This window comes from Nocardia sp. NPDC051981 (assembly GCF_040680715.1).
GTDB lineage: Bacteria > Actinomycetota > Actinomycetes > Mycobacteriales > Mycobacteriaceae > Nocardia.
In genome coordinates this window covers 91,661-114,549 of the sequence record NZ_JBFAXK010000027.1, presented here as the reverse complement: position 1 = coordinate 114,549, position 22,889 = coordinate 91,661, and the positions used below count along the sequence as shown (strand labels likewise).

The following is a 22,889-nucleotide window of genomic DNA, read 5'->3' as shown; positions in this document are numbered from 1 at the left end:
CGCTGGGATCGGGGGTGGATTGCGGGCACCGCTCGCTGCCCCGACCACGTTCCATACGGAAGGGCAGTCCATGGCGAAGATAGTCACCATAACTTTGGTCGACGATTACGACGGCGAACCGACGGCCGATTCCTGAGCGGGACCACGCGAGAGAGGCCGCGCGGATGCCGGGGCCCAGGCGATCAGCCGCTGTCGGATCGGCACTGTGCTGCGGCCGACCCTGATCGGTCAGACCGTGAGGACCATGCGGTATCGGGCCCGTCCCTGGTCCATTGCGGCATATGCCTCGGCGGCTTGATCCAGTGGCCGTTCCTGGATTCGTGTGCGCACGCCGGATAGGACCGCGAATTGCATTGTTTCCTCGATATCGCGGGCAGTGCCGGAGGCGTGGCCGGTGACGCTGAGTCCGGCCATGATCAGCTGTGTCGGGCTGATCGACAGTGGCTCGGCGCTGATGCCGATGGCGATCAGCTCACCGCGCGGTAGCAGTCCACCGACCGTTTCGGCCATCGCGGTGGCGCTGCCCACGGCTCCCAGAACGACCGACGCACCGCCGAGCCCGCGCATCGCTTTACCGACGTCGTTTGCGGTCGAGTCGATGTAGTGGTGGGCGCCGAGCGCGTGGGCGTCCTCGGCCTTATCCGCGCCGCGGGCGATCGCAATCGTCTCGAAGCCCATCGCGCGGGCGAACTGCACGCCGAGGTGGCCCAGGCCACCGATCCCCAGAATGGCGACGCGGTCGCCGGGCACCGCCCTGGTTTCGCGAAGCGCGTGGTAGGTGGTGACTCCGGCACAACCCATCGGCGCGGCCTCGGCCAGGGAGAGCCCATCAGGGATGCGGGCCAGTGCATTGGCCGGAATGGTCACCGACTCGGCGTATCCGCCGGGGTACTGCCAGCTGGGGACCTGAATGTTCCGGCAGTTGATGAAGTCGCCTTTCCGGCATGGGACGCACTTGCCGCAATGCCCACCGAACCAGCCCACTGCGACACGGTCTCCAACGGCGTAGTTGTCGACACCTGGACCGAGTTCGGCGATCGTGCCCGCGATCTCATGCCCCGGTGTCAGCGGCCACGTCAAGTTCGGGAACCCGCCGCTGACGAACGCACGGTCGGTGCCGCAGATCCCGCACGCGGAGACCGCGAGGCGCACGTGGTCGCGAGGCGGTGACGTGGTTTCGACATCGACCAGTTTCAACGCCGCACCGGCGGACTCCACGTGAACAGCCTGATGAGTGGACATCGGTATCCTCGCTTTCCCTGGGAAGCGGCGGCGTCGGCAACCTCACCGCAACAGGATCGAGGCAGCCGCGCCGGGAATTCTCGAACGGTATCGGGCACCAAATGCACCGGTCCAAAACGATGCCGTGAGAATCATAAGCCGAGCGATACCGTCGACGGGTCGGTCTCGCATCAGGTGACAATCGTCGATGCCAGAGCTTGCATGAACGCATGCATACCCGCCAGCGTGTGCGCGGGCATCATGATGTCGCAGTACGGCAGGGCCGCCGCCATCGCACCGGTTGTCGGCTGGAATCGGGAGTCGCCGGCACGGGGATTGAGCCAGATGACCCGCCAAGCCCGGCGTCGGATCCGGGCCATCGCACGGGCAAGGACATCGGGCGCATCGCTGTCCCAGCCGGGGTTCCGGTAGTAATCGGGGGTTGAGGTCCAAGTGTGTGAAATCCGGCGCTAGGCCGCCGCATATGGTCACTCTCCCGGTCCAACAACGACTTTCAATGTTGTGTCGTGGCGCTGCCGCCCATTTTCGTGAAATCCGGTGCAAAGGATTTACCGCAGATAATGACACACTATGTGCGGTAACCTCGGTGACGAGCTGGCGCGACGTCGCTTCCACGCGAGGCGACTCGGGAAACGATCTGCGGTAGTGGCTGGGAGGTCGTGAGGATGGGACGGGTTCGCTAACCGGTTTGGCTATCGATCCAGCGTGCTGCCACAGATGAGTTCCGGAGTCGCCCGCGCGGGCGACGCGCGACGGAAACACCTGGCAGCCCACCTCTGCGGGACCCGGCTTTTATCCCGGCGTGGGCGCGGAGTTGGGCGCGGGTGTTCAGGCCAAGTCTGCGATGCACCTGGGTGATGTAGCCGTCGATGGTGTGCTCGGTGAAGAACAACCGGTCGGCGATCTGTTTGTCGGTGAGCCCGTCGGCGACCAGCAGCATGATCGCGGTCTCCATGGTCGTCAACGCCGGGACCTGGTCGCCGCGGCGGCGGCGGGCTTCATGCCGCACAGCCGGGCTGTGGGCCAGGTGTGACCGGCCGGCAGCGAGGGCCTTGACCACGTCGCCCAGGGGCCAGGTCGGTGAGGTCCTCGACGATGTATCCGGCCGCGCCGGCCTCGACAGCGGCCAGCATCGCATCGGGTTCGGTATCGCAGGTCAGGATCAGGCAACGGGTCCCCGCCCCGCTGGCCTGCAGGTGCGGGCACAGGTCGAGGCCGTCGCCGTCAGGCAGGCGGGGGTCGATGACGGCCACGTCGGGCTCGAGGCCGGCCATCAGAACGAGAGCCCGGTCGAGGGTGTCGGCCGACCACCGCCACGACCGGGTCGATCTCGAGCAGGTCGGCGACAGCCTCACGGACGGTGCGGTGGGCATCGACGAGCACCACGCGGATCGGATGGCGCCGAGACGAGGACGGGCCGACGAGACCGGACGGGCTGGTCATCGCTTTACGATGCACCAACCGCGGCAGGGTCCACACGATGCCAACGACACCCCGATGCGGGACCTTCGACACCGAAAGGCCCACGACCGTAGCCTTCCTGGCTCCTGGCTCCTGGCTCCTGGCTCCTGGCTCCTGGCGAGCTGTCGGCCCCCGAGGTCCACACGGACGAACAGTCAGGGTAGGTCGTCGAGTGCTGAGCACGCCCGGGAAGGGCGGCGGCACAGGACGTTTCCGCCTGCAGGCTGTCCCGCCGCCCTTCCGAGCACTTTACGTGTACGGCAACAGCCCTGGGCTCAACAGGACAGCACCGATCAGGACCGCCAGGGCGGGCGGTCCAGACAGCCCCAAGGACAGCTGGGACGGCTGCTCATCCCAGCTCGTACCAGCGTCCTTCCGGCCATCCGCTCGAGACCGTAGCCAGTGCCACGCGGCCGATTACAGCAGCCATACCGTGACGGCACGAAAACAACAGTTTCTGGCACGAAAGGTCACATGCCCGAAAGAGCGGCCCGCACCAGGCATTTCGGCATCAGCCCCGAGACCGTCTACAACCACCTCAACACCGGGCCCCTCATCGGGCCTGACCGCCGCACAACGATTCCCGCAGCGTGTGTGGGCGATCGAGGGTTGCGACGGTGTCGGCCGGCATGTGGCGCACCGGCTGGTCGCCGACGGGGAGACCGTCGTCGACGTGCCCGCGAAACTGTCGGCGCAGGTGCGGGTGTTCGCCATCGGCAACGGACGCAAAACCGACCCGGTCGATGCGCATTCTGTCGCGCTGGCAGCGTTGCGGGTCACCGAATCTGCGTCGTGTACAGGCGGATCCGGAGCTGGTCGCGTTGGGTCTGCTGGTCGATCGTCGTGACGAGCGTCGACACGGCCATGGGAAGGCAACAGTTGAGTTGAGAACGCGGCCGATCGGGCTTGGGGCTCCTACAGTTCTCATTGCTGCCGGGACATTCTCGTCTCCCAGCTGCATCGTTGCGTGGCGTCAGGCCGTCCTCGGAGTGCCTGGGCGCGCTGTCACCAAGGCGGGATCACTGATGGTCCTCATTCCACAGACGCACCGATCCCGGGCATCCGCACCAGGCGGTGACCTGCACACGCGTCCGCGCAAGACACGCCACCCCATGCGCACGCAGCAGATAACGATCCGCGCCATCCCTCGGTGCGGACCACCACCAAACCCTCAGGTCGGCTTCCGATCGGCGACTCCTGGGTGCCGGCGGGGCACTATAGGGATGGGAATGGTGGTGACCAGAGGTTTTCGTGGGGAACACTGACGATTCAAGCGGATTCGCTTCTCCGAAGCCGGATATACCGTCGATGGCGGACGTTGTAGTCGGCCGAAATCAGTTGCTGGTGTAGGTGATTCGCGTGTCGCGGAGTCTGCATCGCCAGGAACAGCATGTTGCCAGGTTCAGGGCTGAGGTCGGGGGTTTCCCGGATGCCGGGTTCGGTTGGAAGTCGATAGCTTCGGCGCATGCGATCACGAAGGATACTCACTGGATTCTGCGCTGGGACCGCGGTAGCGCTGCTCGGCTGCTCGACAGTACATCGAGCCTCGCGCCTGCGGGCCGCTCGGTTTGATAACCGTCGACCTGGACCGGTTCAAGAACTTGAACGATACCTTCGGCCACTCCGCCGGTGAACAGGCATTGGTTCGGGTCGCGACTTGTCTTCGGGCAAGCGTTCCATCGGGCACGGTAGTCGCCCGCAGCGGCGGTGAGGAGTTCATTATCCTCACGCGCCTGGCCGAAGCCGAGCGAATGTGCCCATTGAATCGGACTGCGGTCCGGTCACCGCGAGTGTCGGGGTCTCTGTCGACAGCGGACCAGTGGGCCCCACTCTTCAGGACCTCATCCGCCGCTCCGACGCCGCGATGTACCGCGCGAAACAGCTGGGTGGAAACACGGTGGTCGTCGCGACGTGAGCGGAACCAGCGCGGTCGGATCATGCCGGCAGGGGCGGGGGCGCGCCGCGCAGAAGCAGGATCGCTGGCAGTTGTGCAGAGGTCCGGGCAAATTCCGGGCTGGGCCGGCGCTGGCCGGACGCCGCGATGTCAGCGAGACGCCTCGGCAGATTTACGCGCTGTCTGCGCACTCGATAGAACCGGAGGGTATCTCCTTGTCCAGTCCCCCAGCCCCGTCGCTGTCCACAGGTATCGCCGGTCGCGTACTCGCAATGCTCGTCGCCCTTGCTGCGGTCCTCGGCATAGCCTTCGTGATCGCCCCGCGCATACTGGCCGCGAGTGGGCCGGGCGATAGCTTCGGCGATGAGAGCGACCTCCGTGAAGCATTCCGTACGGCGTTCGTCGAGTATTGGAGGTCCGGCGAATCCGGTTTCTCTCCGAGCTTGCAGAGGATTATCGATTACTGGTTCCGCTACCACGCGGCCAAGGCCGTGATCGCGGCAATCTTGCTGATCGTGCTCGTCGTACTCAGTATTCTTCTCTGGAAGGTATTCCTGAAGGCCAGCGGTCTCGGGGTGGGCATGAGGTTCGGCCTCGCGTCGGCCGGCATTCTTGCCACGACATTCGCGCTACTTTCCCTGATGATGGCGATGGCCAACATCCAGGGCGCGGTGGCGCCCTTCGCCTCGCTGTTGCCGATGCTGACGGGCGGCGCAACCGACGGAGAACTCGCCGATACGCTCAACCAAGTCAAGCACCGGCTGGCCGACTCCCCGAGCGCGGGTGGCCGAACCCCGCCTGCCCTCGACGTAATGATCACCGACTTCTCTCGATATCACGTGGCGATGGCCGTGGTTGCCGCGATCGTGGCGATCGTTCTCGTCGTTATGAGCGTGGTGTTGTGGAAGAGGTTTGCGGACACGGTGCAGTCCGACAGGCGAACGAGGTGCGTGTTGGCGTCATTCGGTGTTCTGTCAGCGTTGTTGTCGCTGATCGTAATCGCTGTCGTGGTGGCGAACACGACCAACGCAGCGGACCCGGTACCCGGCCTCTCGGCCCTGTTCGACGGCGGATGGTGAGGCACGCACACACTCGGTCATCGGCTACTTAAGACTGGTGTCTGGGCTTGGTTCCGGCCAGGATCGAGTCCAGGTACCCGGTGGGAGGCTCTCTAATCGGCTGCCCGCCAGTGGTTGGTTGTGGCTCGCTCATGGCTTGCGTCCCACCGGGTTACCGTGCGGGCGTGGCTGGAAAGGGGTCTGCCCTGGCTCGAAGTAGCGGTGCCTTCCTGCACGGACACCTGTTCGTTCGAAGATCCAGGAAGAATGCCGGTGACGGTCATCATCGGGATGGACCCCCACAAACGGTCGGCCACCATCGATATCATCGACCAGTCCGCGACGATACTGGCGACCGGCCGCTACGGCACCGACGCGGCCGGCTACGGCGAGATGGTCACCACCGCAAAACAATTCCCAGATCGCGTCTGGGCGGTCGAGGGATGCAACGGTGTCGGCCGGCATCTGGCCCACCGGCTGATCCACGACGGCGAGACCGTGATCGACGTCCCCGCGAAACTGTCCGCGCAGGTGCGCTTTTTCGCGACCGGCAACGGCCGCAAAACCGACCCGGTCGACGCCCAATCGGTCGCGCTGGCGGCCATGCGGTCGACGAATCTGCGGCGGGTGCGGGCAGATCGTGGCCAAGGCTCACTACATCGACATCCCCGAAACCGCACCCGACAACCGCGAGGTTCTCGAGCGGTGGGCGCGGGGAGAGCGGCCGAAACGTGAGATTTCTGTGAGAAACGGCCGATTTTGGTCGAGTTCGGTGGCAGAAAAAATCCCCTCCGACCCTGGTCGGAGGGGATTTCTTGGTCGGGCTGACAGGATTTGAACCTGCGACCACTTGACCCCCAGATTCGCATCTGGATCATCCGCGCACGTCACACACATCAGGCATGTTCACCCAGCGTCCTTGCGACCAGGCATCGTTCGGTGGCGCGCACGCCGTGCGGCCACCAGATGGCCACCGCCGCGATCCCGCTGCACCGCGTGTTCGGCTAGCGCGCAGAACGTCACCTGGGCGGATTTTAAGGTCGCCGATCTTGACGTTTGGATGAATCGGACTGGCGTTGGCCAGCATTGGGCAAGTGAGTTGACCAGGCGGTTTTTTCGCTGGTGACGTTGGCGAGATTGGCGGCGTCGGATGCTACTGCGGACGGGTTGCCGACGGAGTAGCATCCGCCGCGAGCCTTGGCCTTAGTGGGACAGAACGGCTTCAGGCTCGTCATTCTCGATCATTGGGCATACGGACTATGGTCGACGAATCGTTAATGACGTGAGCTGGCCAGGCAATTCGCTCGTTGGAAGCGATAGCGAAAGTTGGTGGTGTCGGGGATGATCCAACCGCTCAGTAGGTTCCGACACCGATGGTCTAGGTATTCACTCGGCATCAGCCTTGGTCGGCTCCGTCTCGTTCGAGCTGTGGGGCTTGTAATCCGCGTCCGGGTTGATCTAGCGCGGACCGCCACGATGTTCAGAGGGCACAGTCGACCGGCGGACGGACGCGTACAGCTCGTCAAGTGATAATCCAAGCTCGGTGGCCAGCGCGGCGACGGTGAAGAACTCCGGTGTAGGCGTGCGACCTTTCTCGATGCTACGCACGGTTTCCACCGAGATTCCTGCGCTAGACGCGACGGCTTCCGCCGAGCGACCTGATGCATAACGCGCTTGCTTCAGGCAGGAGGCAAGCTGCTGCCCGCGGCGCTGGGCGACGGCGTCGAGCCTCCTGCGTGACATGGGTATAACTATACCTGTATGATAATAACTATGACGGGTACCGCAGCACCTCCTGCTCTCGGTTGGTCTGAAGATTCGCTGCGTCTGAATGCCATCTGCCCGTACTACACGATGTTTCCGCTGGATTTCCCCCTCCAGCAGTTGGCCGCCTCGCCGGGGGCTACACGGGTGCTCGACCCGTTTTGTGGAAGGGGCACAACGCTTTACGCCGCCCGTCTGTCTGGGCTGCCAGCTGTCGGTATCGACATCAACCCTGTCGCGGCCGCCATCGCACAGGCCAAGCTCATCCAGGTCACTCCAGGTGCGGTAGTTCGCCTCGCTCGGCAAATCCTGGACAGCGGTACGCCAGCAAATGAGCCCGAAGGTGAGTTCTGGCAGTGGTGCTACGAGCGAGAGACGCTACGCGAACTGGTAACGCTGCGGGAGGCGTTGCTTCAGATGACCACTCCGACAGCTGCGATGCTGCGTGCGGTGCTACTGGGGATTCTGCACGGTCCTCGGAACAAGGTCCTCCCTTCATATCTGTCGAACCAAATGCCGCGGACCTATGCTTCCAAACCTGCCTACGCGGTGAGGTTCTGGAAACAGCGCGATATGGAGCCGGTGCGCATTCCTGCCCTGGAAGTGATCGAACGGCGGGCGGCACGGCTACTGGACGCAGCACCCATCGCCCGTGGCGGACGGGTCTACCTGGGCGATTCCGTCGAAACCCTCAACGGCCTGCGGCAGCGCTTCGATCTCGTAGTCACCTCACCTCCGTACTACGGCATGCGTACCTACGTGCCCGATCAGTGGCTGCGCCTCTGGTTCCTTGGCGGTCCGGCGGAGGTTCTCTACGGTACTCACGGCCAGATCGCCCGTCAGCCAAGCCAGGAAGCCTTTATCGAGGCCCTGGCGGACGTGTGGGCGGCCACCGCTCGCAGATGTAGTCCGGGTGCGCACCTTGCGATCAGGTTCGGCGCTCTTCCGTCGGCCCGCACCGACCCGACACAGATGCTGTTGGCTTCGATAAAGCACGCGAAGGCGGGATGGATCGTTCAGGACGTGCGGCAGGCTGGCATACCTCCCAAGCGGGCCCGGCAGGCCGAGCAGTTCGGCAAGGCTGGCTCGGCAGTTGACGAGATCGACATCGTTGCAAAGCTGATCGGAGTGTCCCACTAGAGAGCAACTCGGACGTTTCACAGCATCGTGAGGAGAACTGGCGGCGGCGCGTATCATCCTATGCGCCATACGAGTTGGCTGCTTATCGGTGAAAACTGAGCACAGGGTGGGATATGTTTGACGCGGACCAAATCAAGCAGCTCAAGCAGCTGATCGGCGATCAAGTCGAAGCTGGTCGCGTGGAGCTGGACAAGCTGGTTGAGCAGGCCCACGCCATCCGCTCCGCGGTCAAGGTGATCAAGCCACGGGCGGCGACGTCTGTGGCACTGATGGCCTCCGACGGCGGCAACAACAGGGTCGCTTTCAACCCCTTCCAGCTTCAGGTGGTCCGCGTTGTGGACTCCAACGGCAAGGAGCTATGTCTGGAGGTCGTTTCCCCGATCTCCGATATCGAGGACTTGGGGCGGCGTCAGTTTGATGATGACGGCAGCCCGCGCACAGCTCTTGGGCAGATGATGCACGGGCTCGGTGTGGACACGCTGAAGGGCCTCTCGCCGATGATGTCCGGGAAGTCGTCAAGCTGGGTCCTGGTTTTCCGCGACCTTTGTGAGTGGGCCACGCTGTATGATCTGGTCTGCCATCGTGACTATGCGGTGGATACTCTGATCGTCCGCGACGGCTTGCTCCGCAGCAAGATCTTCAGCGGCGACCTTTTCGTGAAGCTCGGCGAGCAGATGTACGATGCCATCGAGCGGATCTGGCAGCGAGACAGGCGCAGAGTGTGGCTGGTGGGGCTGGCAAAGAAGACACAGGTCCTTGAGTATTACCGGCTCGCGATCTCGCTGTCAGGGGTGTTCGATAATGGCGCCGCCAGCTTCGCGAAGGTTCCCGCCGAAATGCTCGACAAGGCGTATGTGTGGGACGAGTACACGCGGGATGTCAAGGACGAATCTCAGGGCGAGAAGCCGAAGTTCAACTTCGGCTCGATGTACTTCGTCCGTTTCGGTCCGCATTCAGGCGATCCCATCTGGACTGTCGACATAATGTCCCGTCAGGACAGAGAAGCCCAGGCCATCTTCGGTTACCTGCAGGCTGATGCGGTGGCCGGCTTCCCGATTCCGCTCTACCCGAACTGTATTCAGCAGGCGGACAGCTTTTCCCGCGTTGCTGATCTAGACCTAGACATCATTGAAGATCAGCTTGTCGATGCTGTTCGCGACCAGGTCGGTGAGGACAAGGCTCCGGTCATCGACGCCTTGCGGCTGGCCTCCGACGTCGCTGCCCGTCGCTACGAGTAACACCTCACTCTGCCCGTCCCCACCCTCGTGGAGCTAGAACACATATGAGCCTGTTTGAGCGTGAAAAAGTTGTAGGCACTTTCCGCGGCTTCTCCGAGAGCGGCATGGAGTTCCACGCCGATCTTGTCCTGCCACACCATGACGACTTTCAGAGCATGGCTATGCACGGTCAATTCGTCCTTGTCCAGCTCGAACACGAGCGCGAAGCCATCCTCGGCCGGATCACGACCATCGCTTCTCAAGGACGCCTCGTCTCTCCTATCGGTGAGGACTACGCTACTCGTGCGGTGCGGGACCAGCGTCCGATACCTGACGAGTTGCGCGAGCGCTATCTGAAGTACAAGGTCGATATCCGTATCCTCGGTGTGCTTCGTCAGGATGGCGACAAGCATATCTTTGTTCCCAGCCACCGGCGCCTGCCTCACGTCGGCGCCCAGGTTGCACTTCTTGGCGACGACCTACTCGCCGAAGTTGTCAATGCCAATGACACAGACAACGGGGCCGTTCCCATTGGGTACCTCGCATTCGGCGAGTTCGTCTATGCGGGCGATGATAAGCGTGTGGGTGATACATCCTGGATGCAGGTCCAGCATCCCACGATCATGCCAACCTTCCAGATCGGCAAGTTGGTTGCTCGTCGAAGCTTCGTTTTTGCCCGCGCCGGATTCGGCAAGTCGAACCTGGTTAAGCTGCTCTTTTCCGCCCTGTACAAGGAGCAGCCCACTGTAGATCGCCGCATCGGAAAAGCTCCTGTTGGCACAATTATCTTCGACCCGGACGGTGAGTATTTCTGGCCTGACTTCAAGGGTCGTCCGGCACTGTGCGACGTGCCGCATCTGCGTGACAAGCTGGTAGTCTTCACCAACCGCAGAGGCCCCAGTGAGTTCTACGATTCTTTTGTTGTCAATGGGGTAAAGCTCAACATCAAGGAGCTAAGTCCGTCTCGAGTCCTTGGTATCGCGCTGCCACCGGAAAAGCAGGACCAGCAAAACGTCGTCAAGCTCAAGTCCCTCGATGGTCCCAGCTGGAGTCGCCTCGTCGACCTGATCTATCGCGAAAAGTATGGAGCCGACCGCTCCCAGATTCAGGAGCTTCTTCATCTCGACTCAGGCGAGGAAGCGCAAACCCAAGCTGCGGTCGGCAACATGACCCGTGTCGTCAACGCCTTGCACGACCCCGAGAGTCAGCTCTTGAGCGCCCTAAAGGACTGCCTCTCGCAGGGCAAGCTTTGCGTCGTTGATATCTCCCAAATGCGCGGCGCGCAGGGACTGCAGCTCGCGGGTGTTCTCCTCAGCGACATCTTCGAGCACAACCAGACTCAATTCACCGAGGCTGATCCGAAGTCAATTCCGACCATCGCCGTTATTGAGGAGGCACAGTCTGTACTTGGCGGCTCAAGCCAGAGCGAGGATGGCCCCTTCGTTTCTTGGGTCAAAGAAGGCCGCAAGTACGACCTTGGTGCCCTCCTGATTACTCAGCAGCCTGGCAGCCTGCCCCAGGAACTTCTAAGCCAGGGCGACAACTTCTTTGTTTTTCATCTGCTGTCTCAAGGAGACCTCGTCTCTCTGAAGAAGGCCAACGCTCACTTCTCCGACGATCTGCTGGCCACGCTGCTGAACGAGCCGCTCGTCGGTAACGGTATCTATTGGTCCAGCGCCCCTGGCACTGACCGCCACTCGCGTCCCTACCCTGTCTCCGTACGTGTCCTGAGCTTCGAGGACTCCTACGAGATGGCAGATCCCGACTACAACGCCCCAGTGCCCGACAGCTTCGCAGCCAAGGCCCGCGCCGCGGTCGAGGAGCGTCGTTCTGAAGCGCGCGAAGCCGCTGCAAGTCTCGCTGCCAGCCACCCCCACGACGGCGACAGCGCATCCAGCGACGTGGTGCCGGCCGACGATGCCGCCATCGCCATCGCGCATCTTCGGGACAAGTCTGAATTCAAGCGGAGGATCAAAACACCTGAAGGAATCCAATGGGGAAGGATTGGCTTCCTGTTGGCCGAGAAGGCACCTGAGCATGCCAAACGTTCGAAGACTGATTCGGGCTGGGGTTTCAAACTGGTCAAGGAGGCTCTAGACCGCCTCTATCCGGACCAGTGGACTGCCGTACCGCGTCCGAAATCTAGCAGCAGCACCGAGACTCGCACGTGGGTCATGCTCAAGGAATTCGCCACGAATGATGCAGCGAAATCGGGTGAGGCGCACGGCGATGCACTGTTCGAAACCGAACAGAACGACGACGAGCCTCCCTTTTAATTCGTGCCACGCCGGGCGGAAGTCGTAGCCGCTGGCTGCCCGGCCAAACAGGCGATCATTAGCGCGTTCTTGTTTCATCTTCTGATGGGGGCAAACAAGGGGGGCGAAGAGCGAGGGAACTGAAGGGGCGAAAGAGGCTGGACGGCGCAGCGGTGTGAGCAGTGAGATCGACTGCGGTACAAACTGTCTGGTGTCGCCGCGGGATGCGCTTCTCCTGGTAATGCACACACATATCACATGGACGGCGGAATCGCACTTCTGGGTCAGCGGCCATCAGATGGTGGTTCGGGTCGAGCAATCCGCTGGCGTGGCGGCATCGAACTATTGACGGTTCCGTAATCGGTCGAGGGGGAGCGCTGGCGTGCAGATGTTCATCAGTGGCCGTTTGAGCCGCTGTGGCGTTGAAGCCCATGTCGTGATCGGTCCGCCGCGGCCGGTCGCCGGGTGTGCCCGCGGTGAGGAGGTCTGCCAAGTCGAAATCTGCGAGGTGGACACGGTTGTGCGGCTACACCCCCGACCGGGGTCCACGCGGGCGGCACTGGACAACGCGCTGGGTGAGGTCACCCGGCATCTGGGTATCGACCTGCCGGCGCTTCTCGCACACGTCGTGATCGGGCCAACGGTGCACGAGTCGCCAACGGTGCACGAGTCTCAGGTCCAGTAGCCGAGATACACCCCGATGGTTACGTCCGCTCATTCCGAATGCAAGACGAGCGGATGTCTGGCAGAGGAGTAGCTCAATTCAGGAGTGCAGTTCCGATTCGCGCAGCCGCGCGTAAAGCCCCTCGGGTTACCGCGTGTACCTGTGCCTCATCGGATATTCCCAGTTCAGCCATCAGTACTAGGACCAGCAAGGCCAAGGTCGGCCCGTGGAGCGCGAACCACACGTCCTCGGGCACCTTTCGGTTGTTCGGTTCGTCACCGTGGGCAAGGGAGTTGCGGGCTTTTACAACGTAGCCGGCCCACTTGGCAACGTCAGGAATTATCTGCGCGACGGCGGCACTCGAGGGGATCGCTGCGAGCGCCTCGCATCGCTGGCGGTAGGTCCAGTTCCCGGAGTCCAGGCCTCGGTGCAGGGCCTCTATGGCTCCGCATACGCCGAGCAGCTTGGTTTCGTGGTAGGTGCTGGTCTCTCGCAGCAAACCGATGATCGACTGCACGCCGTAAACGGCCTTCGTGTTGAGGGTGTGCCAGGCAGGCAGCAAGGTTGCCAAGTCGACGCTCCCCAGATCGAACGCGATGGCGCGCTGTGTCGGCCCGTCCAGACGCTCGTTCGCAGAAGTTGGATCTGCACCCCACCATTCGTAGCGATGGCGTTTATCGGTCGTGCTGACATTGAAGACGATCCGGCGAACTCCCGCTGGTCGGTACATAGCGAGCGTGACAAGGTCCGAGAGCCGCCTCGCGGTCTCCACATGTTCGCGGGTGGAGATCGGTTGGGTGCTGGTGAGGCGTACATGCGTTTTGAATGATGCGCGAATACGCATCTCAGCGGTGTGAAACTCCGCGTCCGGACTGAAAGACGCCTCGGGGATCGTTGTAGCGTCGACGTTGCCGTACCGTCCTGACCGTCGGCCATCGGTCGTGACCGTGAAGCTATAGTCACTGGAGCCATCCGGTTTGTCCTTTATTGCCGTTTCGGAATGGTCGATATCCTGGGAAATGAAGGTCAGATAGTCGATATCTACGGCCGACTCCGAGAACTTCGATTCATCCTCGTCAGCGACATGTGCATCGCCGATGAGGGCCCCGAAATTGATGTCGAACAGCTGGACGGGGTATCGCTTACCGCCGCGAATGGTCGAGGTCTCTTGTGTCGGATACACGCCTAACAGCGACACCTTCCGGCCGCTGGCATCGCCATGGATGGTGAGCGGCCCTTCCTCTGCATCGAACACTATGAGCTCGTCATAGAGCTCAAGGCCCGGCTCAGGGGTCTCGCCGAGGGTCAGCGTTCCTGGAACGGTGCGGTCCGGGGCGGAGGGCAGCCACCAGTCGCCGTACAGAATTTCGCGAGTTGTCATCGTTGCTGCTACCTCGACCTCGGTATGAAGTGCATGCCACGTACATCGCTGTGACACGTTGATTGGTACAGCCTCATCGGCGAGAGCGGATCGGTTTCTCGACCCCGCTGTTCGGGCGCGTCCAGCGAGCGCGCAATAGTGCCGATTCCGGTGCCATCGAGTCGGCACCAATGGACCGGACGCACCGGACGCGGGTTATGACCAGGAGCGGGCATATCCACGCTGCGCCGACGTTCCCGCTGCAAAACCCGCGTCCGCGAGCTCCGACGGTCTGTGCCAACCATCCGACATCGCGTGCACACCCAGATCCAGGAGGTAGTCCGCTGGTGGCATGAGGTGTTTCAATCCGGCTGTGAAGATCGTTTTTGGTGTTCGGGCGCGGGGTGTCCGGACTGCGGATACTCGACGGAGAGTGGGCGGTGGTGAGTAGTTCTGGGGAATCCGACGAGGAGCGGCCCAACGGCCAGCATGGTTCAATGGACCATGCTCTATCTGGGGCGGATGTGGCGACGCTCACACGGTCGCATGAGGTTCCCGATGGTTCGATGCCGCTCGGCGGAATGAAGGAAGAGCTGAGCAAGTCGTATGTACACATGCTCGCGAGCGCGTGCGGTCTGACTCTCGGATCCTGGGGTCAGGACTACGACGGGAAGGACGCCTCGCTGAGCTCGAGAGTCAACTACGCGCCGGACATGTACGCTCCGCAGATCGACATCCAGCTCAAATGTACGGGTCAGATCGCAATCCAACGCAAGGACACGATCGCATGGTCTCTCGAGAGCCGGACCTACGAAATGATGGCGTGTCGGAATCGGCACATTCCCACCCTGCTGTGTGTACTGGTGATACCCAAAGACGTTGGACACTGGATCAAGCTCGACAAGCAAGGGATGCTCGCGCGTTGCCACATGTACTGGCAATGGGGGCACAGGTTCGCCCCATTCAAGGAGGGGCAGGAAAACCAGACCGTTCACCTCCCTAGAACGAACCTGCTGACGCCACAATCGCTGCTGGAATTGATGAAGGAGGCGAGCCAATGGGTGCCCGTATTGGCGTAGCTGATTCCATGGCCGATTACGGTGACATCCTCACCCCCGACAACGTTGCGCAGTTCCTCGCAAGCCGGCACTGGACCAAGCAGGTAGATCGGACCTTCGATCAGGTATGGGTGCTCGATGGCGGGCACGGCGGCCGATCGATATCAGTTCTACTTCCTCGCGAACCGTCCTTCGTCGACTACGCCAAGCGCTTGCGCGAAGCGGTGACAGCCATCTCGGGCACCTACGACCTCGCGATGTCCGAGCTCGCCGAGCAGGTCGCCTCGGTCCACGCTGATCTGTTCTTCGTCCGTGTCGATCAGACCATGCGCGATGGAACGATCCCGCTCAGGCAGGCTGCGTCGTTGCTGGACAACATTGGTCAGCTGATTCGCGCGGCAGCCGTCGCAACGCACAATCCGCAGGCCAGCGGACGCGGTCGTGTTCCTGACTATGTCAACGAATTCCTCAACGACGACATCCGGATGGGGCACACCAAGAAGGGCAGCTTCATCATCACCGTCGCGGCTCGACTCGATGATGCTGCGGTGGAAGCGTTGTCAGCGGACAGGCCTGAGGATTCCGATAACGAGGGCATGCCGAGCTTTACCCGCCGGGTCATGACCACGCTCGCCCGCAGTCTCGAGGTCACTCGCCGATTCGCCGCCGACCGAGGAGATTTCACCGATGTCGATGATGCTGTCAACCAGGGATTGAAACTCCCGGTCGTGCAGGCCTTGCAAGAAATGGGGGCAGCAGAAGGATTACACGGGCTGGACCTGTCCTTCGAATGGGCCGCAGCCGAACCTCAGAACGCCCCGGTGCCGTCTCATGTGTCGCTCGATCGAGCAATCATTGACGAACTTCCCGAGATAGAGTCGCGCCTGGTCCGCCGAGAAGAACCTCAGCGAGTGACCGTCGTGGGCCCAGTCATCGAACTGAAGGTGGCAGATGATGGCGCCGGAACCGAGGAGGATCAAGGAGGCGCGATCGTAATCAATGCCGATATCGGACGACGCACAAGAAAAGTCACGATCCCGCTTGAGGCCGAGGATTTCCGATGGGCTATCGCGGCGCTCAGGGATAAACTGCCCTTCGCTGCAACTGGGGATCTCGCCAAGAAGGGCAATAGCTGGTGGCTGAACGAGCCCATCGAAGTCGATCGTTCGTTCCTCGAATTCCGCCTGCACCAGCTATAACAGCGGCAATTGACTCGGGCCGCTCCATGTGTGGAGTGGTCATCGCTGATGAGGACGTGGCGTCAGCGCGTGTTGGTGCCCCCATTGTCGACGCTAACACCACCGGCAGCCTCAGTGTCGTTCCGGGTGTCGAGAAACGTGGGGGCGGAATCACCCTCGTCGCTGGAGGATTCGTTTTGCCTTGTCGGCTCTGTCAACGATTCTTCTATCAGGTGTAGTACCTTCGGGACAGTGTGATATGTATTTTTCGAGCATTGCCACTTCGTCCTGGATGCGTCCTAGTTTCCTGAGAATAATTGCGACTTCGAGGAACATGAGAGTGGGCCCCGGGGTTTGATGTCGGATCTCGGCTGCGGCAAGAACGGCGTCGATGAGTTTGGTGCCAAGTGTTGCAGCGGCCTCAAGATCACCTGCCCGCTTCAGGGCGTCTACCTCACCTCGATGCTGATAGTAGGGTTTTCCGTCGACGTTCTCCGCGGCCCACGCGCGAGCGTGCCGCACGCTTTCGAGGTTCTCTAGCGCTTGTATTTCATCGAACCACATGAAGGTTTTTGCTGTTCGGGGGTGGGTACCATCTTGGCAGGGAACACACACCTGTAGATCGATATAGTCTTCCCGTTGCGCCAGTCGGGCTAGCCCTGTCATCTGTCCGTCTCGGATTCTTCGTCCGGCGGGAGATTCATCCAGTGGATTTACGCCACGAATCTCACCGATCTGCCGGTCGGAAGCGAAGATATCGACGTAGGTTCCGACTCGCGGCACCGCAGGTTCGCCTGCAGGGCCGACGTCAGCTCCTCGGTACGGGTTGATCCGACGGGCCTCGGTGTGAAATTCACAGGTGAGGACCTGATACACCGATCCGCCTAAGAGGGAATGTCGAACAGCCTGATGGAAGCGTTGATAGTCGGTCTTGACCCAGTCAAGTTCGAAGTATTCCGTCGGACGCACACCGCGCGGGAGACTCAACCACGTGTGGATCTCGTTGGGCCATGATCCACGAACTTCCAACTTCGGGGCGGTACTGTTCGGCTCTATTCGACCTACTAGGAGTACACGGAACCCTGCGGTGTTCAGCTGTTTGATGGATAAAAAAAGTTTTCCTGAGATCCCGCGTGGGAGGTACCCGATTCGAGTGCCGTTGAGATCCAGCGCTATCGCGGTGTGGTCGTGAGGATTTCCCGGCTCTGTTATCGCTTCGACTTCGACCAAGCCACCTTCGCGAGCCGCGCCGATGAGGGTTTGCGTGTTCTCCCATCCGGTAACTGTGTGCCAAACGGCAGTTCCGTTTAGTCGTAGGGACTTCGACGGTGCGGCGTAGTCGGCTGGAGAGCGAACGTAAGGTGAGTTGGGTTGAACCGTAGATGTCTCAGGTTGGGGGCGCTTGGTACGGCGGAAGAGCCAGGCCATCGCACAGACACTACGGTATCTCAGCCTCGCTGAGTCCTGAATGACTCTATGAGGGCGGGGATGTTTGCCAGGCGTTGGCCGCGGGCATTCCTGGCGGGCCGCCGCGCCGCAGCGATCGAAGACGAGATCGGATCGGCCTCGACGACGACTTCGCGCGGATGGGGCATCTTGAGGGCGAAAAACCAGTGAGCCACCTCTGGGACGATCAGCGACAGAGACAGATTCGTTCCAGGAGCCTTGAGTTCCAGGCTTCGCCACACGCGAAGGAGTGGCCGGCGCCGACAAACGGCGATCCGTGCCGTGAACCTCTCGGTGTGCCTGGTTCCCCCGATCCGGGCGGGCGTGACTCGCGAGCGATCTGACACCGGCAACGGCGACGCCACCAGCGCACTGCGATTGCTGGCCTCGGCGGCCTTGAGAGACCTGCCTCTCCGGTGAGGAGCAGGGTCCGGGGCAGCGCTCCATGTGACGCCAAAGGCGCCAACCGATTCCGATGAGTACGCCAGATCGGTGGACAAGGTTTGCCAAGGGCCGGCGTGGCCTGACCGAAGGAAGGCTGCACGTCAAGCACAGAGCTCTGTTCGGAGCGGTCCGCAGGCCTGACGGCTGAGGGTCAGAAGCCCCATGGTTCGTTCCGCTGCCGTCCAGCGATACGCTTGGCGGGTCCTCTTCATCCACCAAATTCCCCTCGGCCGGGAATCGAACCAAACGACTACTCCGCACGATCGAACGCAATTTCGAAAAGTGTTGACGGGCAGCGAATTTGGTGGGAGTTTGTAGGGTCCCGCTGGAGGTTGAACGCCGCTGTGTGGCATCTATCAGGCTGCATCGTCGGCTTCGCTCGGAGGGCTGCTCAGTCCCAGTATGTGATAAATGCTCTCGCCCCAGGTTGCCCATCGGCGAATCCCATGGTCGTCGATGAGGTGGATCTCGTACTCACTGGCGAATGTGGTGGCCTGGGCCGAGAACGTGCTGTTGGTGACGACTAGCGGGACATCGGCACCATGGACTTGTCGTGCGGTGCCGTTGACTTGGTGCAGAACAGCCGGTGGAACCGGCCCGCGTTGCCGCAGTTTGCACTGGACTACAACGCGCCGTCCGTCTGGGGTCACAGCGATGACGTCGGCCCCCTGGTCGCGCGAGCCTCCTCCGCCGCGGATGATCGTCAGTCCGTCGCGGCGCAGAAGTGAAGCTGTCAGCTTCTCGAAATCCGTTCCGTCGCATCGCTGGATGGTCTGGTTGGATATGCTGTTGCCGGAAGCTACGTAGGCCGCGCGCCGCGCCTCGACCTCTTCGAGGTCAGTGTGAGCAGCACGGTACTTGTCGACACTGTCTATGAAGTCGACGATCGCAGTGAACGTGCGGTGCCAGGTAGCGAAAATGCTGTCGAGAGGCGAGACGCTGTCGTCGCTGATCGGATACAGGTGTGTCGGGTCTTTGCCGAAAGTGTCGCGAAGGACGCCGATTTGCGCAGATACGGCCTCTTCGGCTTCCTTGAGCATCGCGGCCGTTCGGCTCGATAGCTCGATCATCGACTGCAAGAGATCCTTGGCCTCGCGCAGAGTATGTGTGCAGGTCCAGCCCCACGGCCCAGGGGATTTCAGCCGATTCGTGCAACCATCTACCCAGCCTTCGATGATCTTCCGATCGGTGGCCAGATCGTTCAGAACGTGGTGTGCAATACGCGATTCGGTGGCCCAGATGTACGCGGCGAGTAGTGCGTCGTCGTCGGCGTCAGCGATTAGCCCGCCCATCAACTTGCGAAGCTCGGCATCCTGGTACTTCCTCGGCCGGACCATGCGGGGGTGCAGCTGTGCGGTGTTGTCTGACTCGATGCCAATGTTGGATGTTGCGGGTTGAGCGATAATCACTGCGGCAATCTAGCTGGGGTGTACAGGTACAGAACAAGTTTGCCCGGTGTGGGCTAGGCGATATCGGAGCGTCCGGTAGCTTGTAAGGCTTTTCGTTGGCGCGCGGTACCGCCGCGCGTTCCTCGTGCTCGGGCATGCGTCTGCCAGTGGTGTCGCAAAAGGGTGTGAGGATCAGGTCTGATCGATCGCGGATGCCTAATTTCCGCTGCCATACACCGATTTTCGATGCGGAACGAATGCGGAATGAATGCACACTGAATGCACAATGAATGCACACAAGTTGTGCGATGAAAGTGCGATGCGAAATCGACCTGACCTGTGGGTTTGGTGGTGGTCCGCCTCCTGCCCGATCCCCACTATCTCCCGCTTCGCTGAAGATAGTGGGGATCGGGCAGGAGACAAACCACCACCAAACAGTTGAGAGGAGAAGGTGAGAAGAGACAGAAGAGGGAGACCACAAGGAAGAGAGACCACAAGGGGGACCACAAAGAGAGGACCACAAGGGGCGGGGTTGGCATGGCACGGTGCGTTGGGAACGGGGCGCGTCGAGTGACGAAACCACAAGCAGGGGCGCGAGCGCGGACATCACGTCGGTATGGGGCTCGGTGCTGAAGATGGACCACAACAGGGAGATTCGGCACGCGCCGGAATTTGATGCTGTGCGACAACATATTTGATGCATAGCGATCAATCCGGTGATGCCTGTGCATCAATCTGAATATGATTTCCGCAGGTCAAACATGGTGTGGCGCAGTGTATTTCGGTAGAATTGGTGCATAGTAATCAATTCTCGGAGGTGTGGCATGAATGCCATCTCGAGTCCTCTTGTCGTAGCGATCGAATCGGTGTGGGCGGATCTGCGCGCCCGTCATCCCGATATCCCCGACGTGGTGGTGACGATGGCGTCGGGATCGATGGGCCGGCGCGGCGTGCTGAAGCTGGGACATTTCGGCCCCGACCGGTGGAAGGTCGGCCAGCAGGTGATGCCCGAATTGTTCGTCGGTGGAGAGGGTTTGGCGATGGGCGCGCGTGATGTGCTCGGGACGCTGCTGCACGAAGCCGTGCACGGTGCCGCGCGCACCCGCGGGATCGACGACACCAGCCGCGCCGGTGCCTACCACAACGGGAAGTTCCGCGACATCGCCCGCGAATTCGGGCTCACGGTCGAGCGCGACCGCTTTCGGGGCTGGACGGTCACGGTCGTGCCCGATGCCACTGCCGACACCTACCAGCGGCAGATCCGCACACTCGACGCGGCCATCGTCGCCTATCGCCGCGGCGAGCACGAGCCCGTCGAAGGCGAGGGAGAGGACGGCGAGGACGGTGGCAAGTCTGGCAAGGCCCCGCGTAACGGGCGCGCCCTGGTCTGTACGTGCACGCCGGTGCGGCGGGTGCGGGCTGCGCAGAAGACCATCGACGCCGGCCCGATCCTGTGCGGCGTGTGCCGCGAACCCTTCACCGCCGCCACTGCCGACGAGGGTTGATGGCTGAGCATCAACGCGTTGATGCCTACGCATCAATAGCGGGCGCACAGCCGATGAGGTAGCGAGGATTCCGGATCATGCTTGCCGCCAGTCATATTCGATCAAAACGAGTAAACTAGTAAGTGGAATTGGTCGGGCCTTGGACACTCCGGCCACTTCCTCTCTCCCACGAAAGTCGAAGGAAGACAGCGATGTTGGATCTGATGGATTGGTTCTGTGGTGCGGGTGGGTCGAGTCAGGGTGCGCACGCGGTGCCCGGGGTGCGGGTCTCGCGTGCGGCGAATCATTGGGCGCGCGCGATCGAGACGCACGCGGCGAACTTCCCCGAGACCGATCACCACCTGGGTGATATTCGTGAGGCGCCGGTGGAGAGGTGGCCTGCGGCGGATCTGTTCTGGGCCAGCCCGGAATGCCCGCAGTGGTCCTCGGCACGCGGCAAGGCCCGCGACTACGACCACACGATGCAGGGCGACCTGTTCGATACCCCGCGTGACGAGGAGGCCGACCGCAGCCGCGCCTTGATGGAAGAGGTGCCGATGTATCTGCGCGGGGTGATCGAGCGCGGTGGCAGGGTCCGTGCCGGGGTGGTCGAGAACGTGGTCGAGGTTCGGGCGTGGGATCAGTGGAACCGGTGGCTGGGGGAGATCCGTGCCCTGGGCTATCACACACGGGTGATCGCGCTGAATTCGATGCACGCCCAGCCGATCCGTACCCCGGTCGCGCCGCAGAGCCGCGACCGGCTGTATGTGGCGTATTGGGACGCGTCGCTGGGGCGCAGCCCGGATTGGTCGAAGTGGCTGCGCCCGCTGGCATTCTGCGCCGACTGTGGGGAGTGGGTGTCGGCGATGCAGGTGTTCAAGACCGAGGGTGCCGATATGGGCCGCTACCGCCAGCAGTACCTCTACCGCTGCCCGCGCGTGCGCTGCCGCAACCAGGTCCTCGAGCCGCCCGCCCTTCCGGCCGCCGCAGCGATCGACTGGACCCTGTCCGGGCAGGGCATCGGGGATCGTGTGAAACCGTTGGCGGACAAGACGATGGCGCGGATCATGACCGGGTTGCGCCGCTACGCCGCCCAGCTGCCGATGACGGTTCCCGCCGGAGGCACCTGGCGTGACGAGGCAACACCTGTCACGAGCCCGCTTCCGGCGCGCACGACGCGCGAGAACGACGGGCTGATGATCCCGCCCCGCTTCTTCCAGCGCCTACAGACGACCGACGCGGCGACGATGCCACCGGCGTTGGTGGTGCCGATGGAGGGACGTGACGGCAAAGAGCCTCAGCCGGTGAGCGTTCCGCTGCGCACCCAGACCACCCGTGCTGAGACTGGGCTGGCGTTTTTGCCGTTCGTGACCGAGCTGCGTGGCGGCAGCAGCGACGCCCGCCCTGTCACCGATGCCCTCTCGACGGTGACCGCCAGCGGCAACCACCACGGACTGGTGTCCCCGCCCACCGATGTGCCGCATCAGGTGTGGCGGGCACTGATGATCCCGTATTACGGCACCGGTGCCGCGTACCCGGTCGACCGGCCGATGGGCGCGCTGTCGACGCGGGACCGCTATGCGGTGGTCGAGGCGCTCACCGACTGCGATATCGCCGATGTTCGGTTCCGGATGTTCCAGCCGGGCGAGATCGGTGCGGCGATGGCGTTTGTCGACGGCTACACCGTGTTGGGGACCAAGCGTGAGCAGGTCCGCCAGTACGGTAACGCCGTCACACCTCCGGTTGCGGAGATCCTGGTCTCGGCGCTGGTGGAAGCCGTGACCGGTGAGGACATCGACCGCTGGGCTGTTTGAGTGTGGGGGAGGGCGGCTGGTA

The 22,889-nt window shown here is 62.3% G+C and carries 19 protein-coding genes and 1 pseudogene; 11 read left to right on the top strand and 9 right to left on the bottom strand.

Features of this window, described 5'->3' with window-relative positions; genetic code table 11:
* Positions 1-228: 228 nt before the first annotated feature.
* The 5 genes and pseudogenes from AB0L60_RS34250 to AB0L60_RS34230 all read right to left on the bottom strand — a co-directional run bounded on the left by AB0L60_RS34250 (position 229) and on the right by AB0L60_RS34230 (position 3,454).
* Entirely contained in the window at positions 229-1,242 is a 1,014-nt protein-coding gene (locus AB0L60_RS34250) for an alcohol dehydrogenase catalytic domain-containing protein (protein ID WP_364622844.1), read from the bottom strand.
* Positions 1,243-1,412: 170 nt separating this feature from the next.
* Positions 1,413-1,646: pseudogene (locus AB0L60_RS34245) on the bottom strand (VWA domain-containing protein); the annotation flags it as partial.
* Positions 1,647-1,921: 275 nt separating this feature from the next.
* A complete protein-coding gene (locus AB0L60_RS34240) occupies positions 1,922-2,251 on the bottom strand; it encodes a helix-turn-helix transcriptional regulator (RefSeq protein WP_364622841.1) in 330 nt (109 codons plus the stop codon).
* Positions 2,241-2,615, bottom strand: coding sequence for a response regulator (locus AB0L60_RS34235; RefSeq protein ID WP_364622838.1), 375 nt, complete (start codon positions 2,613-2,615; stop codon positions 2,241-2,243). Before AB0L60_RS34235 ends, AB0L60_RS34240 begins: the two co-directional genes overlap by 11 nt.
* A 641-nt stretch (positions 2,616-3,256) precedes the next feature.
* On the bottom strand, positions 3,257-3,454 hold the full coding sequence (locus tag AB0L60_RS34230) for a hypothetical protein (RefSeq protein ID WP_364622834.1): 198 nt from the start codon (positions 3,452-3,454) through the stop codon (positions 3,257-3,259).
* Positions 3,455-4,271: 817 nt separating this feature from the next.
* Here AB0L60_RS34230 and AB0L60_RS34225 point away from each other — a divergent pair.
* The 3 genes from AB0L60_RS34225 (at position 4,272) to AB0L60_RS34215 (ending at position 6,390) form a co-directional block, all read left to right on the top strand.
* The gene (locus AB0L60_RS34225; protein ID WP_364622831.1) at positions 4,272-4,952 is read left to right on the top strand and encodes a GGDEF domain-containing protein; all 681 of its coding nucleotides are present in this window, start codon (positions 4,272-4,274) and stop codon (positions 4,950-4,952) included.
* Positions 4,870-5,676, top strand: a complete 807-nt coding sequence (locus AB0L60_RS34220; RefSeq protein WP_364622828.1) for a hypothetical protein — start codon at positions 4,870-4,872, stop codon at positions 5,674-5,676. The genes AB0L60_RS34225 and AB0L60_RS34220 overlap by 83 nt, the downstream gene beginning before the upstream one ends.
* A 252-nt stretch (positions 5,677-5,928) precedes the next feature.
* Positions 5,929-6,390, top strand: a complete 462-nt coding sequence (locus AB0L60_RS34215; RefSeq protein ID WP_364622825.1) for a transposase — start codon at positions 5,929-5,931, stop codon at positions 6,388-6,390.
* A 723-nt stretch (positions 6,391-7,113) separates the two neighbouring features.
* On the opposite strand, the gene AB0L60_RS34210 is transcribed toward AB0L60_RS34215, so the two are convergent.
* Entirely contained in the window at positions 7,114-7,398 is a 285-nt protein-coding gene (locus AB0L60_RS34210; protein WP_364622822.1) for a helix-turn-helix transcriptional regulator, read from the bottom strand.
* A gap of 30 nt (positions 7,399-7,428) precedes the next feature.
* Here AB0L60_RS34210 and AB0L60_RS34205 point away from each other — a divergent pair, with 30 nt between their 5' ends.
* From AB0L60_RS34205 to AB0L60_RS34190, 4 genes are all read left to right on the top strand, one after another.
* Complete coding sequence (locus tag AB0L60_RS34205; protein WP_364622819.1) at positions 7,429-8,559, top strand: site-specific DNA-methyltransferase; 1,131 nt, start codon at positions 7,429-7,431, stop codon at positions 8,557-8,559.
* Between the two features lie 113 nt (positions 8,560-8,672).
* On the top strand, positions 8,673-9,797 hold the full coding sequence (locus AB0L60_RS34200) for a hypothetical protein (protein ID WP_364622816.1): 1,125 nt from the start codon (positions 8,673-8,675) through the stop codon (positions 9,795-9,797).
* Positions 9,798-9,841: 44 nt separating this feature from the next.
* Positions 9,842-12,052: a DUF87 domain-containing protein gene (locus AB0L60_RS34195; RefSeq protein ID WP_364622813.1), complete on the top strand. Its 2,211-nt coding sequence runs from the start codon at positions 9,842-9,844 to the stop codon at positions 12,050-12,052.
* 361 nt (positions 12,053-12,413) lie between these two features.
* Complete coding sequence (locus AB0L60_RS34190) at positions 12,414-12,716, top strand: hypothetical protein (protein WP_364622810.1); 303 nt, start codon at positions 12,414-12,416, stop codon at positions 12,714-12,716.
* 73 nt (positions 12,717-12,789) lie between these two features.
* On the opposite strand, the gene AB0L60_RS34185 is transcribed toward AB0L60_RS34190, so the two are convergent.
* A complete protein-coding gene (locus tag AB0L60_RS34185; protein ID WP_364622807.1) occupies positions 12,790-14,076 on the bottom strand; it encodes a HEPN domain-containing protein in 1,287 nt (428 codons plus the stop codon).
* Between the two features lie 476 nt (positions 14,077-14,552).
* Between AB0L60_RS34185 and AB0L60_RS34180 the strand changes: the two genes are divergently transcribed.
* Positions 14,553-15,134 carry a DUF4365 domain-containing protein gene (locus tag AB0L60_RS34180; protein WP_364622802.1) on the top strand — a complete coding sequence of 194 codons (582 nt, stop codon included), beginning with the start codon at positions 14,553-14,555 and terminating at the stop codon, positions 15,132-15,134.
* The gene (locus AB0L60_RS34175) at positions 15,113-16,312 is read left to right on the top strand and encodes a hypothetical protein (protein ID WP_364622799.1); all 1,200 of its coding nucleotides are present in this window, start codon (positions 15,113-15,115) and stop codon (positions 16,310-16,312) included. The genes AB0L60_RS34180 and AB0L60_RS34175 overlap by 22 nt, the downstream gene beginning before the upstream one ends.
* Positions 16,313-16,462: 150 nt before the next feature.
* Here AB0L60_RS34175 and AB0L60_RS34170 read toward each other — a convergent pair whose 3' ends face one another.
* Together AB0L60_RS34170 and AB0L60_RS34165 are read right to left on the bottom strand one after the other, a co-directional pair.
* Positions 16,463-17,521: a hypothetical protein gene (locus tag AB0L60_RS34170; protein WP_364622796.1), complete on the bottom strand. Its 1,059-nt coding sequence runs from the start codon at positions 17,519-17,521 to the stop codon at positions 16,463-16,465.
* Positions 17,522-18,537: 1,016 nt separating this feature from the next.
* The gene (locus AB0L60_RS34165) at positions 18,538-19,590 is read right to left on the bottom strand and encodes a restriction endonuclease (protein ID WP_364622793.1); all 1,053 of its coding nucleotides are present in this window, start codon (positions 19,588-19,590) and stop codon (positions 18,538-18,540) included.
* 803 nt (positions 19,591-20,393) lie between these two features.
* Between AB0L60_RS34165 and AB0L60_RS34160 the strand changes: the two genes are divergently transcribed.
* Both AB0L60_RS34160 and AB0L60_RS34155 read left to right on the top strand, forming a co-directional pair.
* On the top strand, positions 20,394-21,074 hold the full coding sequence (locus tag AB0L60_RS34160) for a hypothetical protein (protein WP_364622790.1): 681 nt from the start codon (positions 20,394-20,396) through the stop codon (positions 21,072-21,074).
* Positions 21,075-21,265: 191 nt separating this feature from the next.
* Positions 21,266-22,867: a DNA cytosine methyltransferase gene (locus AB0L60_RS34155; protein ID WP_364622788.1), complete on the top strand. Its 1,602-nt coding sequence runs from the start codon at positions 21,266-21,268 to the stop codon at positions 22,865-22,867.
* Positions 22,868-22,889: the final 22 nt, after the last annotated feature.

What these genes read in the sequence shown, in the direction of transcription:
- AB0L60_RS34250 (WP_364622844.1), bottom strand. Translation starts at nt 1,242, where the DNA reads ATGTCCACTCATCAGGCTGTTCACGTGGAGTCCGCCGGTGCGGCGTTG.
- AB0L60_RS34235 (WP_364622838.1), bottom strand. Translation starts at nt 2,615, where the DNA reads ATGCCCACCGCACCGTCCGTGAGGCTGTCGCCGACCTGCTCGAGATCG.
- AB0L60_RS34230 (WP_364622834.1), bottom strand. Translation starts at nt 3,454, where the DNA reads ATGCGCATCGACCGGGTCGGTTTTGCGTCCGTTGCCGATGGCGAACAC.
- AB0L60_RS34220 (WP_364622828.1), top strand. Translation starts at nt 4,870, where the DNA reads ATGCTCGTCGCCCTTGCTGCGGTCCTCGGCATAGCCTTCGTGATCGCC.
- AB0L60_RS34210 (WP_364622822.1), bottom strand. Translation starts at nt 7,398, where the DNA reads ATGTCACGCAGGAGGCTCGACGCCGTCGCCCAGCGCCGCGGGCAGCAG.
- AB0L60_RS34205 (WP_364622819.1), top strand. Translation starts at nt 7,429, where the DNA reads ATGACGGGTACCGCAGCACCTCCTGCTCTCGGTTGGTCTGAAGATTCG.
- AB0L60_RS34200 (WP_364622816.1), top strand. Translation starts at nt 8,673, where the DNA reads ATGTTTGACGCGGACCAAATCAAGCAGCTCAAGCAGCTGATCGGCGAT.
- AB0L60_RS34195 (WP_364622813.1), top strand. Translation starts at nt 9,842, where the DNA reads ATGAGCCTGTTTGAGCGTGAAAAAGTTGTAGGCACTTTCCGCGGCTTC.
- AB0L60_RS34185 (WP_364622807.1), bottom strand. Translation starts at nt 14,076, where the DNA reads ATGACAACTCGCGAAATTCTGTACGGCGACTGGTGGCTGCCCTCCGCC.
- AB0L60_RS34180 (WP_364622802.1), top strand. Translation starts at nt 14,553, where the DNA reads ATGGACCATGCTCTATCTGGGGCGGATGTGGCGACGCTCACACGGTCG.
- AB0L60_RS34175 (WP_364622799.1), top strand. Translation starts at nt 15,113, where the DNA reads ATGGGTGCCCGTATTGGCGTAGCTGATTCCATGGCCGATTACGGTGAC.
- AB0L60_RS34160 (WP_364622790.1), top strand. Translation starts at nt 20,394, where the DNA reads ATGAATGCCATCTCGAGTCCTCTTGTCGTAGCGATCGAATCGGTGTGG.
- AB0L60_RS34155 (WP_364622788.1), top strand. Translation starts at nt 21,266, where the DNA reads ATGTTGGATCTGATGGATTGGTTCTGTGGTGCGGGTGGGTCGAGTCAG.